General features: G+C 40.9%; 19 protein-coding genes and 1 tRNA gene. 11 read left to right on the top strand and 9 right to left on the bottom strand.

What is annotated here, in order from left to right; translation table 11 throughout:
• The first annotated feature begins 2 nt into the window (after positions 1-2).
• The 7 genes from EXM22_RS14005 (at position 3) to EXM22_RS13975 (ending at position 5,661) form a co-directional block, all read left to right on the top strand.
• Positions 3-1,439 (top strand): type 2 periplasmic-binding domain-containing protein, encoded by a 1,437-nt coding sequence (locus tag EXM22_RS14005; protein ID WP_149487123.1) that lies wholly within the window; start codon positions 3-5, stop codon positions 1,437-1,439.
• 108 nt (positions 1,440-1,547) lie between these two features.
• Positions 1,548-1,919: a Fur family transcriptional regulator gene (locus EXM22_RS18600; protein WP_168203515.1), complete on the top strand. Its 372-nt coding sequence runs from the start codon at positions 1,548-1,550 to the stop codon at positions 1,917-1,919.
• 52 nt (positions 1,920-1,971) lie between these two features.
• Positions 1,972-2,361 carry a metal ABC transporter solute-binding protein, Zn/Mn family gene (locus EXM22_RS13995; protein WP_149487122.1) on the top strand — a complete coding sequence of 130 codons (390 nt, stop codon included), beginning with the start codon at positions 1,972-1,974 and terminating at the stop codon, positions 2,359-2,361.
• A 154-nt stretch (positions 2,362-2,515) separates the two neighbouring features.
• A complete protein-coding gene (locus EXM22_RS13990; protein ID WP_149487121.1) occupies positions 2,516-3,055 on the top strand; it encodes a ZrgA family zinc uptake protein in 540 nt (179 codons plus the stop codon).
• 20 nt (positions 3,056-3,075) lie between these two features.
• Positions 3,076-3,750 (top strand): ABC transporter ATP-binding protein, encoded by a 675-nt coding sequence (locus tag EXM22_RS13985; RefSeq protein ID WP_149487120.1) that lies wholly within the window; start codon positions 3,076-3,078, stop codon positions 3,748-3,750.
• Positions 3,743-4,987: an ABC transporter permease gene (locus tag EXM22_RS13980; RefSeq protein WP_149487119.1), complete on the top strand. Its 1,245-nt coding sequence runs from the start codon at positions 3,743-3,745 to the stop codon at positions 4,985-4,987. The genes EXM22_RS13985 and EXM22_RS13980 overlap by 8 nt, the downstream gene beginning before the upstream one ends.
• A 2-nt stretch (positions 4,988-4,989) precedes the next feature.
• Positions 4,990-5,661 carry a DUF3299 domain-containing protein gene (locus EXM22_RS13975; protein ID WP_149487118.1) on the top strand — a complete coding sequence of 224 codons (672 nt, stop codon included), beginning with the start codon at positions 4,990-4,992 and terminating at the stop codon, positions 5,659-5,661.
• A gap of 64 nt (positions 5,662-5,725) precedes the next feature.
• On the opposite strand, the gene EXM22_RS13970 is transcribed toward EXM22_RS13975, so the two are convergent.
• The 8 genes from EXM22_RS13970 to EXM22_RS13935 all read right to left on the bottom strand — a co-directional run bounded on the left by EXM22_RS13970 (position 5,726) and on the right by EXM22_RS13935 (position 10,539).
• Positions 5,726-6,205, bottom strand: coding sequence for a flavodoxin (locus EXM22_RS13970; RefSeq protein WP_149487117.1), 480 nt, complete (start codon positions 6,203-6,205; stop codon positions 5,726-5,728).
• A 16-nt stretch (positions 6,206-6,221) separates the two neighbouring features.
• Complete coding sequence (locus tag EXM22_RS13965) at positions 6,222-6,575, bottom strand: DUF2023 family protein (RefSeq protein ID WP_149487116.1); 354 nt, start codon at positions 6,573-6,575, stop codon at positions 6,222-6,224.
• A gap of 200 nt (positions 6,576-6,775) precedes the next feature.
• Positions 6,776-7,486, bottom strand: a complete 711-nt coding sequence (locus EXM22_RS13960) for an ABC transporter ATP-binding protein (RefSeq protein ID WP_149487115.1) — start codon at positions 7,484-7,486, stop codon at positions 6,776-6,778.
• Complete coding sequence (locus tag EXM22_RS13955) at positions 7,480-8,265, bottom strand: ABC transporter permease (RefSeq protein WP_149487114.1); 786 nt, start codon at positions 8,263-8,265, stop codon at positions 7,480-7,482. Before EXM22_RS13955 ends, EXM22_RS13960 begins: the two co-directional genes overlap by 7 nt.
• Positions 8,246-8,857 (bottom strand): hypothetical protein, encoded by a 612-nt coding sequence (locus EXM22_RS13950; RefSeq protein WP_149487113.1) that lies wholly within the window; start codon positions 8,855-8,857, stop codon positions 8,246-8,248. The genes EXM22_RS13955 and EXM22_RS13950 overlap by 20 nt, the downstream gene beginning before the upstream one ends.
• Positions 8,847-9,809 carry an ABC transporter substrate-binding protein gene (locus EXM22_RS13945; protein WP_149487112.1) on the bottom strand — a complete coding sequence of 321 codons (963 nt, stop codon included), beginning with the start codon at positions 9,807-9,809 and terminating at the stop codon, positions 8,847-8,849. Before EXM22_RS13945 ends, EXM22_RS13950 begins: the two co-directional genes overlap by 11 nt.
• Before the next feature lie 209 nt (positions 9,810-10,018).
• Positions 10,019-10,297, bottom strand: coding sequence for an HD-GYP domain-containing protein (locus EXM22_RS13940; protein ID WP_149487111.1), 279 nt, complete (start codon positions 10,295-10,297; stop codon positions 10,019-10,021).
• A 158-nt stretch (positions 10,298-10,455) separates the two neighbouring features.
• Positions 10,456-10,539 (bottom strand) — tRNA-Leu (locus EXM22_RS13935).
• Positions 10,540-10,649: 110 nt separating this feature from the next.
• Here EXM22_RS13935 and EXM22_RS13930 point away from each other — a divergent pair.
• From EXM22_RS13930 to EXM22_RS13920, 3 genes are all read left to right on the top strand, one after another.
• The gene (locus EXM22_RS13930; protein WP_149487110.1) at positions 10,650-11,036 is read left to right on the top strand and encodes a rhodanese-like domain-containing protein; all 387 of its coding nucleotides are present in this window, start codon (positions 10,650-10,652) and stop codon (positions 11,034-11,036) included.
• 149 nt (positions 11,037-11,185) lie between these two features.
• The gene (locus EXM22_RS13925) at positions 11,186-11,926 is read left to right on the top strand and encodes a lysophospholipid acyltransferase family protein (RefSeq protein WP_149487109.1); all 741 of its coding nucleotides are present in this window, start codon (positions 11,186-11,188) and stop codon (positions 11,924-11,926) included.
• A gap of 70 nt (positions 11,927-11,996) precedes the next feature.
• Entirely contained in the window at positions 11,997-12,791 is a 795-nt protein-coding gene (locus tag EXM22_RS13920; RefSeq protein WP_149487108.1) for a phosphodiester glycosidase family protein, read from the top strand.
• Here EXM22_RS13920 and EXM22_RS13915 read toward each other — a convergent pair.
• Positions 12,784-14,526: an AMP-binding protein gene (locus tag EXM22_RS13915; protein WP_149487107.1), complete on the bottom strand. Its 1,743-nt coding sequence runs from the start codon at positions 14,524-14,526 to the stop codon at positions 12,784-12,786. The two genes, EXM22_RS13920 and EXM22_RS13915, sit on opposite strands and share 8 nt — an antisense overlap.
• A gap of 128 nt (positions 14,527-14,654) precedes the next feature.
• Here EXM22_RS13915 and EXM22_RS13910 point away from each other — a divergent pair, with 128 nt between their 5' ends.
• Positions 14,655-16,043, top strand: a complete 1,389-nt coding sequence (locus tag EXM22_RS13910) for an Hsp70 family protein (RefSeq protein ID WP_149487106.1) — start codon at positions 14,655-14,657, stop codon at positions 16,041-16,043.
• Positions 16,044-16,051 lie beyond the last annotated feature (8 nt).

Below are 16,051 nucleotides of genomic sequence, written 5' to 3'. Positions count from 1 at the left end.
TTATGAGAAAGTTTTGTTATGTCCTAATTTGCTTTCTTGTGCTGGCTTGTAATGGTAAGAAAAATGAACCACTTCTCCTCAGTTTTTATTCAGATGCAAACTATGTGAATTATCCACAGGATGGCGGCAGGGGAAGAGTTGTAATCTCTGAGAAAGCTCAAAAAGAGGGGATAAACATAGATTTTGTCAGGGAATACATTCCACAGAATGAGTATAGAGCAGTCCTGGAGCAAAATCTCCTATTGGAAACTAGTGCTATGGCGTTTCCAATACACAAAGACCAAATTCAGAATCTTGCAGAACTGGGATTGATTTTACCTCTTACAAAATATCTCGCAAGAATGCCTCACTATATATCAAAGCTTAAAGATAGTTCACTAGACAATTATATTTACAACGGTGATCTCTATGCATTACCCAGAGTCAGCAGACCTGAAGGATTTAATGGTTATAATACTAGGAATGGTTGGGCCATTCGTACAGACTGGTTAGAAAGTCTAAATCTGGATATGCCTGAAACCCTTGAAGATCTTGAGGATGTATTGAGGCAATTCACCGAGATGGACCCGGATCAGAATGGAATGGATGATACATACGGATTGAGTTTGGATTTTAACCACTCAATGCTCTGGGGAGCCTTTGGTTTGTCCTATTCTGAAAATTTTGAAAATTGGATTCTGGATGGAGAATCCTTGATACATACGACCACTCATCCCCAGGTTGAAAATATCTTAAAACTTTACCATTCCTGGTATGAAAAGGGGTATATCAGCCCTGAAAGTTTTATACAGACTGGATTGGCAATCCAGTCAAAAGCCAATGTAGGCATCTCCTCAATATCTGTCTGGAACCTTAATAGACTCAATGTAACATGGAAAAATGAAGGGAAATCAAGCCATCTGGCAATAATGCTTCCGGTGATAGGCCCTGAAGGAGATCGTGGTTACGACAATGATCCTTTTTTAAGTAATGGATTGGCCATATCTGCAAATTTATCAGAAGTAGAAGTTGATGGATTAATTCGTTTTTTAGATTGGATCTGTGATGATTCAGAAGAGGGAGGTTTTTACACAGTAAGCTATGGAATCGAAGGAGAACATTACATCCTTGATAAGGAAAATAATAGAATTAATCTACTCAGTACTTATGATGATTTATACAAAACTGGATTTTCAAACCCTGTAAGATTTATTAGTGTCATTGATAGGAGATGGATCACATCCCAAGAGTTGCTGGATAATATAGAAATACTCAATGATCCAGAAAATCTGGTGAATGAAGACCATATATATAAGTTTGTTCTTGAGAATGATACAAAACTGAAACTCCAAAAAAGATGGGAACAAACGATGGTTTCTATTATTACAGGGACTGCAGATCTTTCAACTTGGCATGATTATGTTGAATTATTCAATAAAGAGATCCAGGATCTGCCATGAAGGTATCTATTTAAGAAGAATTGGCAAAATAGAACGATTTGAAAAAATATATTGCAATTGATTTGCAAATATGTTGACAATAAAATAGGAATAAGTTTAGAAATAGGTGTGACTAATAAAAGACAAGCCATTTTAGATCTGATTCAGAATTCTAGTCAGCCCCTAAATCCGGGACAGATCTTTGAAGATGTAAAATCTAAAATGAATCTTACAACAGTATATCGGGGACTCCAATATCTTGAAGAAGAGAAATATATCTCATCTTTTGTATTCTATTGTGAGAATAGAGGGATGGAGCGATATTACGCTTCCAAAAATTTGGCGCATGCACACTACATGCACTGTAGAAAATGCCATTCTTTTTTTCCGGTGTCCTATTGTCCTCTGGATAATACTTTTAAGCAACAAAAAGAAATTAATGGGTTTTTAGTAGAAGAACATACGATTTCTTTTAAAGGTTTATGCAAATCTTGCAGGTGATTCACCTTTTTTTAATTTAAAATGCAAACCATTTGCATTGTTTGGAGTTATTATGAAAATACGATCTTTTCTTTTCCATTTTATTTTCCTGATCGTTTTCTCTGCTGCTTCTTGGGCAGACGTCATTAGCAGTGCTCTTGGAGAACTTGATCCGGAAAATGCCGGGTTTTACGCAAATAATGCAGAAATCTCTACAGGAAAATTAGCAGAGCTGATTGAAGAGGTTAATGAGCATGAAGTTCCAGCCATATTTGTTGGAAATACTTCAGGAGAGATGGTCCAGGAGCTGGCTAAAGTATTAAAAAGTGAAGTGGATCATCCCCTGGAAATCCTTACCATCATGACTGGATCTCTTGCAGATGAGGAACCAGGTGTTAATTACCTCAGCTTTATCCGCTACAATATAAATCAAATTGCTAAAGGAATGGGCTCTGATTCCTAATCATTCCCTTTCTATTTGCCCGGTTTGAACAGGTCTTTCTGATCAATTGGGGCAAACTTATATTTATTGTATTAGAGCATCAGAACAAAGGATTCATCTTAACAATTAGTTAAATGGATCTAAGAGATCTCTGAAGAGAGATAGGAGACAAAAAATGATAAAGAAAAATATAGCATTCCTCCTCATTCTACTATGCTCGGTTCTGTCTGTTTCAGCGAATGAAACACACGAACACGGAGCGCACGAACATGGTGTGGGGCAGATGCAGATTCTTGTGGAAGATTTGCAGATTGAAATTGTCGTTGACTTACCAGGTGCCGATTTTATTGGGTTTGAGCATCAAAATCTAACAGATGAAGAAGAAGCTGTAATTCAAGATAAAATAGATGATTTAAAGGCTTCAAGTAACGACCTAATCAACTTCGGAACTAAACGCTCAATGCCGGTTCTTTTGAAACATCTCCACATAGAAAAGTCTGGGCATGAAGAAGAGCACCATGAAGGTCATGAACATATGGAGTTTAAACTGTATTTTACTTATACCCTTGAAAATACTGATAATCTTAGAAGTGTTCAGTTTAATAATTTTTTCAAGGCTTTTCCGACACTCTCAGAGATCCGTTGGATTATGATCAATGACTCAGGTCAAGCCGCAGGAGAACTAAATCCTTCAAGCAGCCGTATCCGTTTCTGATAATCTAGGGAGAAAAATTTATGATCCACCTGGAAAATGCTCAATTTGCATGGCCAAATGAACACGCTGTAATCGAAATAAAGAATTTTTCTATTAACAAAGGAGAAAAAGTTTTTTTAAAAGGAAGCAGTGGTAGCGGGAAAACCACCCTTTTATCGCTTATCACTGGGATACAAACTGTTCAGTCAGGACTTTTGGTTGTTCGAGGTTTAGAGTTAAAAAAATTGAAACCTCATAAAAGAGATTTATTCCGGGGGGATCATATTGGTTATATTTTTCAACAGTTTAACCTCCTTCCCTGGTTGTCAGTAGAAGATAATATTTTAGCCCCAATCCTTTTTTCTAAAGTAAAGAGACAAAAAGAGAATGGTCATCATCATGAGAAAGTGGCGGAGCTTCTCAACGAACTATCTTTAGATGTTGATATAAAAAAGCAAGCAAGAAACTTGAGCATTGGACAGCAACAGAGAGTCGCAGTAGCCAGGGCCCTCATTGGTAATCCCGAAATTATCATTGCTGATGAACCAACCTCCGCACTTGATGGAGATCGTCGGAATGATTTTATGAACCTTCTGTTCAGCGAATGTGAAAAAAGGGACTCTACTCTTCTTGTTGTTAGTCATGATTCGACTATCGCATCAAGATTTAACCGAGTTGAAGAACTTGAAAACATTAATGGAGGTTTTCATGTTTAAATTAGCCTTTCAGAGTTTGATCAACAGAAAGAATGTTCTGATATTAATCTATATCTCTCTTACATTGAGTGTCCTGCTGTTTCTGGGGGTTCAAAGAGTAAAAGACATCAGCAAAAATAGTTTTTCCCGTACAATTTCTGGTACAGATTTAATCATAGGAGCCCGAACAGGACAGGTCAATTTAATCCTTTATTCCGTTTTTCACATAGGGAATGCGGTTAATAATATGGGGTATGATTCTTACCTAGACCTTACTCAACATGATGATGTTGCCTGGTCTGTTCCCCTTTCTCTGGGAGATTCTCATAAGGGATTTCGAGTTGTCGGTACGACTGTCGATTATTTTTATTACTATACATATGGAAAGAAAACTCCTTTAGAATTTGCCGAAGGAGAGGAATTCAAAGATCTCTTTTCTGTTGTCCTTGGTGCTGCGGTAGCTCATGATTTAGGGTATGAGATAGGGGATTCAATCGTTGTCAATCATGGTGCTGGTACCGTTACACTTTCAAGCCATGACAATATGCCGTTTTATGTTTCAGGGATTCTTGAACCGACAGGAACTCCTGTTGATAAAAGCCTTTTTATACCCTTAGAGGGTATAAGCGCCATCCATATAGGATGGGAAACAGGTGTACAGGCAAGGAATGTTACAAAAGAACAAGCATTAAGAGTAGATTTGACACCGAAGAGCATCACAGCAGCTCTTGTAGGTCTCCAAAACAGAGGTTCCGCTTTTCGGTATCAGAGAGAAGTCAATAATTACAGTAAGGAACCTCTTTTAGCCATCCTTCCAGGGGCGGCCCTCTATGAATTATGGAGTCTTATGGGGGTAGCAGAAAAAGCTTTAACCTTTTTATCAGGGGCTGTCGTACTGATTGGTCTCATTTCATTGCTATCTGCTCAGTTGGCCGTGTTAAATCAACGGAGAAGGGAAATGGCTCTGCTTCGATCCCTGGGGGCTACTCCAGGGCGGATCTTTTTTATGCTCTTTATGGAATCAACAATAATGACTGCTGCTGGATGTCTTTCTGGATTGGGACTACTATATCTTCTACAAATCGTTACTTTCCGTCTATTTAGAACCTCTGGTTTCTACCTGGATTTAACGGCCCCCTCTTCAAGAGAATGGTTTCTACTTGCTATCACTCTTGTCGCTGGAATTCTTACAGGTCTGATACCGGCAATTGCCACGTACAAAAAGTCGTTAAGTGACGGCATGTCCATCAGGAGTTGAAAATGATAAAAGTATATCTTCTCTTATTTTTATTCGTTCTTTTTTCATGTTCAAAAGAACAAATTCCTTCGATAGAAAAATCTCAAGTTGCCTCAATAGAATCCAAAGCGGATTCTGTTGAGGCAGACATTCCTTCACCTATCCCCTCTGAACCCACGGGGCCCCAAACCACAGAGGATAAGATCCCTACTGATAATTCCGAATCTATTCCTGTTACAGAAACATTGGAAGAAACAGAAGATGGCTATAGAATGATTACATGGTGGGATCTTTTCTCAAAACCAGAATTCCTGTATTACAAAGAGATGGAAGCCGCATACGAAGCCGATCCAAATTTTTACCCTTCGTCTTTACCTCCAGCTCCTGGTATTAATTCTGGTATAAGTGGATTAAAGGTTCGCATTCCTGGTTTTATTGTGGGAGTTGATACTGATCCGGACAATTTTTCCAAGATCAGTTCCTTTTTATTCGTGCCTTATCAAGGTGCCTGCATCCATGTTCCACCTCCACCAACGAATCAAACTATCTTTTCTACTTTTGAGGAGTCCTTTCAATCTGATCCTTATACTCCCTACTGGCTTTATGGAACAATCTATACGGAGGAAGGTGATAATGGAATAGCCGCTTATTCCTATACTTTGGTTGGGGACAGGTTAGAAATTTATACAGAGTAGCAGCGCTTTGTTGCAAGAGCAGGAAAAACCCCTGCAGGGAAGCAGGGGTTTTAGTGTTGATTCTCTATAGACTGGAAACCCAGAGTTTAATTCTTTCGTCAGTGAGATTCGACTGGTTGTCCTCATCCAGTGCTAAACCAATAAAAGAATCATCTTCCACAGAAGCTGAACTACTGAATTCATAACCCTCTACAGGCCATTTTCCTTTAAGGGTTCCTCCTGCAGCAAGTATTTCTTTTTTAAGGGGCGCCATGGCATCAACAAAGGAATCAGAATAACCTTCCTGGTCGCCTAATCCAAATAGGGCTACAGTTTTTCCACTGTAGTCAAGCTGGCTCAGTATTTCCAGTTTTTCATCCCAGTCATCCTGTAAATCACCGATTCCCCAGGTTGATGTACCCAATATTAATCTATCATAGCCCTTCAGTTTATCAGCATCACAATCACTAACTGCTAAGACATCTGCATTACCGAGTGCTGCGGCTGTTTTACCAGCAACCTCTTCTGTATTGCCCGTACTTGATCCATAAACAACTGCTGTCATAATAACTCCTTGATAATTATTTTGCCTCTATGGCATTGTTGGCATTCATCTCTTGATCTTCGATTCGTTCAAGGAAACGTAAACACTGAAGTTTCAGGTCGTATCCCAGTAATGTTCCTAAAATAAAGTCCTCTTGGTCTGTGAGCTTATTCAATTGGAGTGTCTTGAAGTTTTTCAATACGGATATACAAACGTCCTCACCGAAAAACACATTGAATTTCCGGCTGTTTACCTCATGAAGCAGGTAAGGAATCTCTTCTTTCATAAGTTTCGCTTCTACAAATTGTATTTCTGCCAAAGGACAGGTGTGAAGAACCAAACGTCTGAGACCTTTTTTATATTCATATAAATGATGACTGAATACCTGCATTTACGTTCTCCTAATGGGGGAAGGTATGGGAGTATAATAAAATTAGGATGAACTAATGCCAATAGTTAATATGCATTAATTAAGGCTGTTTCTTAACATTGCCAAGAGCTATTTATGCTCTTAAAATACCTTTTAGTTCTGCATGAATTTTATTCAATTTTTGGAGATTCCAGTGCTTCGCTACGCTCTGTTTTATTGGACTAATAGAAGCCCAGCAGTTTATGAATTTTAAGGGAACAGTCTTTGCCCTCACTGCAGATGACTTCTCCTGTCAATTTGCCCTTTCTCATCACACAAACCTTGTCTGCCAAGAAAATAGCTTCAGAGATATCGTGTGTAATAAATAAAATAGTATTTCCCAGTTTTTCCTGAATACCTTTTAACTCTATCTGAAGTTTTTCCCGGGTGATGGCATCCAGAGCAGAAAAGGGTTCATCCATAAGAAGGAATCCTTTTTTTTGACATAAGGCTCTGGCAAGACTGATCCTCTGAGCCATGCCTCCAGATAATTCTTCCGGATAACTATGACTCCATGATTTTAAGTTGACTAACTCCAGAGCTTCCTTGACTCGAGTCCGTTTTACACTCTTCTCTAATTCATTATTTTGGGTCCGTTTAAGAGCCAGTAAAAGATTTTCTTCTACTGTTTTCCATGGAAGAAGTCTTGGATCTTGGAACATCACTGCCGGTGAGCTGCTATGATTATCTTGTATAATGTGGCCGCTATCTGGTTTGAGAAGCCCCGCCAGGAGTTTCAGTAATGTTGTTTTACCACAACCGCTATCGCCAACAAGGGCAGTAATCTTTCCAGGTGGGATATCGAGGTTTAAATTATCTATAGCTTTAAAAGTAGTATGGGAGTGTTGAAAGACCTTGTTGAGGTTTTCTACACGAATCCGGGGAGCTACCATGTTTTTCCCGCCTCAAGGTTTTGCCAGGGGATGCAACTGTTAAAGATTTTCATTAGTACCCTGTCTAATATAATTCCACAGATTCCCAAAGTGAAAATTCCTACAAAGACGCGGTCTATCCGGCCCATTTCTTGAGAATCAAGGATAAGGTAACCCACTCCTGAGGCCGCCGCAATCATTTCTGCACCCATCAAGGCCCGCCAGCTATAGCTAATACCCAGCTGTATTCCAGTGAGAATGGCTGGTAAGGCCGAAGGTATCAAAACAGCTTTTAGATAATCGGTTCTGGTCAGTTGCAGAGAGTCTGCCAATTCCAACCAGTTTTCATCGACATTATTTAGACCGCTAAGAACATTCAGGAAAACCGGGAAAAAAGATGCCATCACAATCACGGCAATTTTTGAGGCTTCTCCAATTCCAAACCATAGGATGAGGAGAGGAATCGCTGAAAGAGGCGGTATAGAACGGAGAAACTCAAGACTTCCCTTCGTCAGTGTTTTTAGCCATCCCAGAAAATGGATTAATATGCTTAGAGGGACAGCTATACACATGGTAATCGTAAACCCTGTTAAAACTCTTCGTAGGCTGACTCCCAGATGCATCGTTAATTCTCCCTTTGATAGCAATGACCAAGCTGCTTTTGCAACGCGGCTGGGTGAAGGCAGAAGGTAGGGATGAACCCACTCATTGTGGGATGCGACAGCCCAGAGCATGAGGATGAGGCCAGGTAAAATAAGCCTGGCCAATCCTGAGATTTTTTTAACTGTGGAGGTCTGCATATGACTGTAGTCCATACCATTGGGCTTTACCCTCCGGTTCCAGTGATAAGGGGGGCAGAACTTCGCTTTTAAAGAACTCACCATCATAGTTTGTAATAGACTGTGCCTTTTGCCATTTGTATGACATATAACTGTGATATTCTGCATCGTTCAATTTTTTATTCTGAAACTGGGCTACCTGAGTTCTAAACTCATCATCAAAGTAATCAGGTATTGGTATATAGCTTCTGCGTTCATTTCCAATTTGTACTTCGAAATAGAATCTACCGATATAAGCGCTTGGCGCCTCCGGAGGACCAGCTTCTGGAGCCACAGTCAAGCGATGAGACGCCAGGGTCGGGATACGGGTGATCATTTCAATACATTCCAGAATTCCTCGACCGGGGAAGGCTGTCAGAATACCCATTTCATCTCGTTTCGGAGGTGTATGAGGACTCATTTCTTTGATTGCCTGTTCAAATAATCGGAAGGCTAGAGTTGTGGCTATGACCTGGCTGGGACCGCAATATCCAAAGAGTTGGTCCCAGCTGATTCGGATTGTATCACGCTGATCGATGAGGATCAGCTGATGGTTTAGGAATCTATTGAACATTAAGTAACTCACTGGTTAAGTCATCTGGAGTGATGTCATTTTCTATCATTTCGAGATTTTTGAGAAAAGTTATGTCATTCAGAAGCCCCTGCACATCCTGTTGCGTAAAACTGTTTGTTATGCCGCTTCTTTCATAGAGATTTCTGGCATAGTCCATAGAAACATCCTGCTGAGCGGCACCAATCATCAGGGCTTCTTCAGTGTTATTAACAATATAGTCATAGCTTTTCGCTTGAACTTTCTTATAACGTTCAATTACCTCCGGATAAGCTTCGATAAACCTGCGGGGGGAGGCACTAACCAAAAGAGGCTGTACATAGCCACTGCTTGTTGTTAGAATCCGGCCTCCGGCATCCTGGGTTTTTAAAACAAGAGACGCTGCCAGGAGTGCTGCATCGACCTGTCCAGCAAGAAGAGCAGTCTGTGATTGAGGAAGGCCCATTGATATAAGGCTTACATCTTCTAGCTCTTCTTTTTGAATCACCGATTCCAAAAGCTGATGGAGTACCGTTCCTTTGGGGCCGGCTACTGTTTTGCCGCTCAATTCTTTAATTGTTTGAGGTCCATCCTCTAAGGTCATTATTGTAAATGTATCTAGGGGGCGGCTAACTATATCAACGATATCAATATTGTTTCCGGCAGAATTCGCAATAATAACAGAAGCCGTGTTCATAACTGAGGCTATTTCAAGTGAGCCAGCGGCCATTGCTTCTGCCTGTTTGGCACCGGAAGAGATTTCATGCCATTTGATCAAGATTCCATCTTCGGCAAATTCTTGTTCCAGCAACCCTTTCTCTTTCATAACCATAATCTGTAGGTTAAAAGGAGCTTTTACATAGGAGATGTTAATTTCTTTCAGTTCCTCTTTGTCATTCTGTCCAGCAGCAGATATTGTGAAACTGAAAATAAGAGATAGAAAGATAGACATTATTTTTTTCTTGTTGGAGTACATTTGAACCTCTTTGCATTAAATTTGTATGTTAATATATATTAACTATATTAAATTAATAGTCAATAATAAAGTTAGGTGTGCATAATATAAATTTCTAACTCCCATTAGATAAACAGAAATCGTTCAGGCCTTTAGCCCCGCGTGATTGTCTATTTAATCGATGTATTACATTCTGGAACTACTTTCTCAAGTATGTTCATGTCTATATTCTAATGATTTTTAATAATTTTTCTATTCGTAAATCTTAGGATTATCTCATTATTGTCTTCTTCAAGTAGGATCGGGATTTCATCTTTTAAACTCAGAAAAGATTTGTAAACTTCTGGGCAAAGTTGAGCACCCGAAGAAGCTTGAATCTCATTATAGGCAAATTCATAGCTCTTCTCCAGACTGAAAGCCCTGTGGCTTGTTTTTGCATCAAATGTATCGGCAACAGCGATGATTCTTGAACCCAATGCAAATAATTTGTTTTTTAAAGAGTCTATCATCCTATGATTATTTCTTGAGAAAAACAATTTCCAAAAAGTTCAATATCTTGCTCTGATACGGGCGATGGAACTTTTTTCGGTCGTCGAATCCAACCTCCTTCCATCAGTTCAAGTTTCATTGTTAGACAAAAAAAGAGATCCAAATGGATCTCTTTTTTTACCGGCGATGGGACTTGAACCCATACGACATCACTGCCAGTAGATTTTGAGTCTACCGTGTATACCAATTTCACCACGCCGGCGAACAAATGCAAAGATAGCCTGTGAGGCCTCTTTCTGTCAAGAAGTCTCGGGCAGATGTGCTTGACTTTGGAATCATTACTGAATAGATTTGATATATATTGAATCCAATATGAAGGTTAAAATTATGAAAAGAGCCATGTTTATGATTGTTATGATCGTGTCCATATCCGGTTTCGCCATAGCAGAAGCTGCAGATTATAGAGAAGAATCAAACTTGAAGTCATTGATTGAGTCTGATCGGGACGATTATCTATTCATCGATGTCCGGACTGGAGGGGAGTATGCTTCAGGCCATATCCCAAAATCACTTAATATTCCCTACGAAACTCTACCGTCTTCTCTTCCCCATGGGACAGAAAAAGATGCTCTGATCATTTTGTATTGCCGCAGTGGAAACAGGTCTGGTATTGCGACCAGAGCACTTGAAAAAGCCGGTTATACGAATGTTCAGGATTTTGGCGGTATTGGCCGATGGTCCGGGACGCTGGAAAAATAAACTATCCTGAGATGAACTGGATTTTCAATTCTTAACCTCAATCCCCTCCAGTCTTTTTTATGCAAAGACCTTACGAAGACATAAAAAAGATTATTACTTCTTGTGGATCAGCTCTCTGATTGTTTAATATACCTCCATGGAGGAGATATATGTATTTGATTGGAACAGTTCTATTCTGGGTATTTTTCGGGATCTCCATGATCCTGCTGTTTTTCCCGGCTTTCTTGATTTGGTTGGTTTCTCTACCATTTGACAAGAATCGCCGAGTTTTGCACATGTATTCCTGCTTTTGGGGTTCTTTATACACATGGTGCAATCCTTTTCTCAAGGTGAAAATCGAAGGTTTAGAAAAGCTGGAGAAAGGCCAGTCATATGTATATTGTCCCAACCATCAGTCCATGATGGATATCGTAATCCTTTATAGGCTTTTCCGTCATTTTAAGTGGGTTGCCAAGAGCGAGTTGATGAAAGTCCCATTTCTGGGATGGAATATGTGGTTGAATGGTTACCTAAAAATTGACCGGAAAAGTCCATCCAGCCAGATTAAGATGATGAAAGATGGGGAAGCATTATTAAAAAGAGGTAGTTCCATTATGATCTTTCCTGAAGGGACGCGTTCTAAAGATGGAACACTCGGTAAGTTTCGCGATGGTGCTTTTATTCTTTCACAAAAGACCGGTGTGCCTGTTGTTCCCGTTGTTCTTCGTGGCTCAAGAGATGTTTTTGCCGATGGAACTCTCCGGTATTACAGAGTTTATCCCATGACCATTACGATTCTGGACCCTCTACCCTCGGATAGCGGGGACAATGCAAAGGCTCTTGGCCGTTTAGTAAAGCAGAAAATTAGTGAAAGTCTAGGACAGAGTGAAGATCCTTCCGGTATTAGCTAATTTTAAAAAGCAATGTTTCCTTGTCCTGATTCCTTGGGCTGGCTTCTTTTTTCTTTCCTGCTCAACGACTATGCCTATCAGTGAGGAATTTTTCCTTGCACCGCCACGGGAAAGGCCTCGCTGGTTGAAGACGACTTATCCAGAGTTGATGATTCTTGAATCCATGGACAGCTCGCATCCTGTGGGCGGGGCGGCACTGGCTGTTGATTTAAGCTCTCAGAAGATAAAGTTTGTTCTGACGCCTGCAGATTCAAGTGGTAAAGGAGAGACTCTTTCTGCCAAAACAACGGAGTTTGCCCGGAGTCAAGCTGTTCAAATTGCTATCAATGGTTCTCCCTATGCTCCTATGGATTTCTTCAATAGATCCAATCGTCCCGTAGATATTATCGGAATACAGATGAATAATAGCCTATTGCTGTCTCAAGGGGTCGCAAGCTTTGATGCCTTGTACATCTTAGATGACGGATCAATTGAATTCGGTTCTCAGAATAATAAGCCTCCAAATACGATGTTGGCTTTGGGTGGATTTCATATGTTGCTGGAGGACGGAGTCATTTTGGGGACGAAGGACTCTCGTCATCCAAGGACGTCTATAGGCCTAAGCGAAGATCGGGAGACTTTGTATCTGGCAGTATTTGATGGTCGCCAGAAAGATAGAGCTGGTCTCACAAGTGAAGAAACGGCACTCTGGATGCAGTGGCTGGGGTGCCACCATGCTCTTAATTTGGACGGTGGCGGTTCATCCACTCTCGTCCTGGAAGATGGGACGGGAAAAGTTCAACTCTTGAACAATCCAGTGCATAGAGGTCTTCCAGGATTAGAACGGGCTGTTGGGAATCACCTGGGTATCAAGCTGATCAAATAAGAAATCCTGTATCCTCTATTTCTTTAAGTGATTCAATGACCTTCGGCCGCTTTATTTTTTTGGTCGTTGTCATCTCCATAGGTTCATCCAGAATCCTGACCCGGGAGATCCTTTTATAGGGTAGCAACTCCCTGTTTATTTCTTTTACAACATCCACGATATCCTCTTTAATGATATCTGTATTATTGATGCTGAGTGAACTATAATGATCCTTGCTGGGATAGATGAGAGCTTCAATTCCTTCCCCGTGGGTTTCCTGATTGGCGACATATCCAATAATGAGAATTTGTTCGATTTGCTGATAGAGTTGGAAGTGGTCTTCAATCTCTTCAGGGAAGACATTTTTACCTCCCTCTGTGACAATCAGAGACTTGGCCCGGCCTGTCAAATAGAGGTAGTTTTCACGGTCCAAATATCCCAGGTCTCCTGTTTTAAGATATCCGTCTTCTGTAAAGAGCTCCTTAGTGGCCTCTTCATTTTTATAATATCCCAAACAGCAGATAGGACCCTTGAGAATAATCTCTCCTATACCGTCACTATCCGGATTCAGGATCTTCATATCCACAAGGGGGAAAACCTTCCCCACGGACTTAAGCTTGAAGGCATGAGCAGGATTCAGTGTGGAAATGGGAGACGTTTCGGTCATTCCATACCCCTGAACAAAGTCTAATCCCAATTCCTGATACCTTTGGAATGTTTCCGGAGCCAAGGGGCCACCTCCACAAATCATGTATTTAATTGTATAAAGGTTCGCTTTTTTAAGGAGCAGGTTCCCAAATATTTTTTTCCCTATATTGATGTCAAATATATGTTTGACTAAGCCGCTTACTCTCATGAGGAAACCAACTAGTATATGTGTTACCAGACCCTTGGAGCGAACCTGCTTCATCATACCTTTCAGTATCTTATTGTACAGGAGAGGAATCCCCATGATGACAGTGATTCCACCTTTCTTCAGATCGTTCATCATCTGGGTCACAGATAATCCGCCGGCAAACACCAGTTCACAACCGATAGCCAGTGATTCTAAAAATACTGCAGTCATGCAATAGCTGTGATGCAGGGGGAGTAGAGCATAAAGGATATCTTCAGGAAGAACTTCGAGGAAGGGCTTATTCGCCTGGAAGGCATCAGATGAAAGATTCTTATGACTCAGCATAACCCCTTTTTCGTTTCCCGTTGTTCCCGAGGTAAAAAGTATGGCCGCCATGTCCTCTTCTAAAGGTCCTGAAGGCAATTCTATATCGGAGAGTGGTAAATCGAGGATGTAATTATCACAATGGGGTGACAAAGAAATCTTCGTTTGGACAGGGCTTCCTGATCCACCCAGTTCATCAAAACGTTCTTTATCGACAAATAGAACAGAGGCTTCAACAAAATTAAGAATCCTTGTGATTGTCTCTGTTTCCATCTGATAGTCCAGGGGGACAATGACGGCTCCCAGTTCTACTACAGCCAGATAGGCCATGGCCCAGTTGGGAGAATTCTTTCCGGTGAGAGCTACCCTGTCTCCCTTCTTAATGCCTTTTTGCATAAGATAAGCCGCGGTATTGCGGATTATTTTTGAAGCATCATCATAAGTATAATGAATTTCTATGGGTGAAAAAGCCGTAAAACAGATTTTCTCGGGAAATCTAAAATGAGATAATTTGAACATTTCGGGTATAGTCGGCCATTCCCCTTTGAAGTGTTCTCCCTTGTATTGATCCAGCCATGACCAGCCTCTGTCTTGCATGTAATACTCCCATCCAGCACTTATAATTTGTTTTCGAATAGTATAATACTTCTTAATTTTTTGTACATCCAATAATCAAATACTCATGAACAGTTGCCCCTTTTTAAAGTTTCTGTTATTTGTGAAGTATGAATAAGATTGGTGCCGGTCTGGATTTCGGTAACTCAAACACTACCATAGCTGTTTATGACGGTAAAAATATCAATTACCTTCGTATAGATAGCGGTCTAAATAAAGGTGTTGTCATGCCATCGGCCCTTTATATTCACAAGAATAAAGAATTTGAAACGGGGAGCCGGGCTTTACTCCGTTATCTTGAAGAAAATACGAATCGTAAAATCCGTTTGTCAGAGGTTGAGGTCGGTACCATTGAAGTTCATATGGGCGAGATGGACCGGGACTATTTTGTAGAAAGAGATCGCAGCTTTACTGCCAGACTCCATGCCCGTATCGACCAGGATATGCCGGGACGCCTTTTCCGGGGACTGAAAATGTATCTTGGTGAAAAAGAAGAGACCCGTTTCAGGATTTTTGACAAGTTTTTCCGTCTGGAAGCCCTCTTGAATATGCTTTTAAGATCAGTCAGAGAGAGCTGGGAAAAGCAGGGATATTCCTTTTCTTCTATCCATATTGGTCGCCCTGTCCGATATCAGGGCAGTAGCGACAATAAGAATGATCAAGCTCTTATCCGGATGAAAAAGGCTCTTTCCCTGGCAGGGTATCCGGCTCCTTTGTTCCTTGAAGAACCCATCGCTGCTGCTTGGAGCTATTTGGATGACCATAGCCTAGAAAAGGGGAATACTCTACTTGTTTTTGATTTTGGTGGCGGAACACTGGATTTAGCCCTACTGGAGAAGTTGGAAGGAAAGAGCTTTCGAGTGCTGGATACATCAGGACTTACCAGAGCAGGCGACTGGATTGATCGGGAAATATACAGCCGCATCGTTTTTACCCATCTGGGTAAGGGCGCGGAAGTTCCGTTCACGAAGGATGATGGCAGTCGGTCCAGCTATCCTTTTCCTTTTTCTGAATTTGAAGAACTCCTTTTGAATTGGCAAAGCACCCATCTTTTAAATCAGGCCCGCTATCTCGAAGATATAGACCGGGCTCTTCTTGCTGGTGGTGAGACAACATTGCGTGTTGACCGTCTCAACAGGTTAATCCGGTGCAATGGAAGTTTTACACTTATTAAGCTCATTGAGCAGGCTAAAAAAGATTTGAGTGATCAGGAGAAAACGCGGCTTGTGTATCCTGAGATTAATTTGGATATAGAACTTACAAGGGATGACTTAAAAACCGTTATCTCTTCTTTTTTAAAAGAAATACCCGTCTTGATAAACGACTTGTTGCAGTCCGCAGGAATCGATACTGTTGATCGTGTTGTCTCGACAGGCGGTTCCTCCCTCATTCCGGATATCCGTGGTTTACTTGAAAACAGATTTCCAGGAGTTGTAGAAGAATGGGATCCATTTCACAGTATTGCTGCCGGGCTGGCCATGGCCGACTACTATTCCTGATTTTCCCA

Origin of the sequence: Oceanispirochaeta crateris, assembly GCF_008329965.1 — a bacterium.
Lineage (GTDB): Bacteria > Spirochaetota > Spirochaetia > DSM-2461 > DSM-2461 > Oceanispirochaeta > Oceanispirochaeta crateris.
This window is presented reverse-complemented; position numbering and strand designations above follow the sequence as displayed.

What these genes read in the sequence shown, in the direction of transcription:
- EXM22_RS14005 (WP_149487123.1), top strand. Translation starts at nt 3, where the DNA reads ATGAGAAAGTTTTGTTATGTCCTAATTTGCTTTCTTGTGCTGGCTTGT.
- EXM22_RS13995 (WP_149487122.1), top strand. Translation starts at nt 1,972, where the DNA reads ATGAAAATACGATCTTTTCTTTTCCATTTTATTTTCCTGATCGTTTTC.
- EXM22_RS13990 (WP_149487121.1), top strand. Translation starts at nt 2,516, where the DNA reads ATGATAAAGAAAAATATAGCATTCCTCCTCATTCTACTATGCTCGGTT.
- EXM22_RS13985 (WP_149487120.1), top strand. Translation starts at nt 3,076, where the DNA reads ATGATCCACCTGGAAAATGCTCAATTTGCATGGCCAAATGAACACGCT.
- EXM22_RS13980 (WP_149487119.1), top strand. Translation starts at nt 3,743, where the DNA reads ATGTTTAAATTAGCCTTTCAGAGTTTGATCAACAGAAAGAATGTTCTG.
- EXM22_RS13975 (WP_149487118.1), top strand. Translation starts at nt 4,990, where the DNA reads ATGATAAAAGTATATCTTCTCTTATTTTTATTCGTTCTTTTTTCATGT.
- EXM22_RS13970 (WP_149487117.1), bottom strand. Translation starts at nt 6,205, where the DNA reads ATGACAGCAGTTGTTTATGGATCAAGTACGGGCAATACAGAAGAGGTT.
- EXM22_RS13965 (WP_149487116.1), bottom strand. Translation starts at nt 6,575, where the DNA reads ATGCAGGTATTCAGTCATCATTTATATGAATATAAAAAAGGTCTCAGA.
- EXM22_RS13960 (WP_149487115.1), bottom strand. Translation starts at nt 7,486, where the DNA reads ATGGTAGCTCCCCGGATTCGTGTAGAAAACCTCAACAAGGTCTTTCAA.
- EXM22_RS13955 (WP_149487114.1), bottom strand. Translation starts at nt 8,265, where the DNA reads ATGCAGACCTCCACAGTTAAAAAAATCTCAGGATTGGCCAGGCTTATT.
- EXM22_RS13950 (WP_149487113.1), bottom strand. Translation starts at nt 8,857, where the DNA reads ATGTTCAATAGATTCCTAAACCATCAGCTGATCCTCATCGATCAGCGT.
- EXM22_RS13945 (WP_149487112.1), bottom strand. Translation starts at nt 9,809, where the DNA reads ATGTACTCCAACAAGAAAAAAATAATGTCTATCTTTCTATCTCTTATT.
- EXM22_RS13940 (WP_149487111.1), bottom strand. Translation starts at nt 10,297, where the DNA reads ATGATAGACTCTTTAAAAAACAAATTATTTGCATTGGGTTCAAGAATC.
- EXM22_RS13930 (WP_149487110.1), top strand. Translation starts at nt 10,650, where the DNA reads ATGAAGGTTAAAATTATGAAAAGAGCCATGTTTATGATTGTTATGATC.
- EXM22_RS13925 (WP_149487109.1), top strand. Translation starts at nt 11,186, where the DNA reads ATGTATTTGATTGGAACAGTTCTATTCTGGGTATTTTTCGGGATCTCC.
- EXM22_RS13920 (WP_149487108.1), top strand. Translation starts at nt 11,997, where the DNA reads ATGCCTATCAGTGAGGAATTTTTCCTTGCACCGCCACGGGAAAGGCCT.
- EXM22_RS13915 (WP_149487107.1), bottom strand. Translation starts at nt 14,526, where the DNA reads ATGCAAGACAGAGGCTGGTCATGGCTGGATCAATACAAGGGAGAACAC.
- EXM22_RS13910 (WP_149487106.1), top strand. Translation starts at nt 14,655, where the DNA reads ATGAATAAGATTGGTGCCGGTCTGGATTTCGGTAACTCAAACACTACC.